This window comes from Falsihalocynthiibacter sp. S25ZX9, from assembly GCF_041205405.1.
Taxonomy (GTDB): Bacteria; Pseudomonadota; Alphaproteobacteria; order Rhodobacterales; family Rhodobacteraceae; genus Falsihalocynthiibacter; species Falsihalocynthiibacter arcticus.
In genome coordinates this window covers 1-291 of the sequence record NZ_JBGFCD010000289.1, presented here as the reverse complement: position 1 = coordinate 291, position 291 = coordinate 1, and the positions used below count along the sequence as shown (strand labels likewise).

Genomic DNA, 291 nt, shown 5'->3' with positions numbered 1-291 from the left:
GCTATGATGTTCGTTTCGCGCATTTGCATCGCGCATTAGCGAAAGCGGGTGCGAAAATCATCCTTCAACATGCGGCATTTTCGACGGTTTCTGGCGCGGCGCATTGGCATGTTTTGTTGCGCGCGCGGGCCATCGAGACAGGCTGTTTCATCATTGCCGCTGCGCAATGTGGCGATCACCTGCAATCGAATGCCTCCAAGCGTAAAACCTATGGGCATTCGCTCGTTGTTTCGCCTTGGGGTGAGGTTCTTGCGGATGCAGGGGACGAGGCTGGCGTTACGATTGTTGATA

1 protein-coding gene is annotated in these 291 nt (G+C 54.6%); it reads left to right on the top strand.

Going from position 1 to position 291, the window contains the following annotated elements; genetic code table 11:
* Window positions 1–291 (top strand): nitrilase-related carbon-nitrogen hydrolase (locus tag AB9F29_RS22285; RefSeq protein ID WP_369757300.1); only part of this gene is annotated, 291 nt, incomplete at both ends.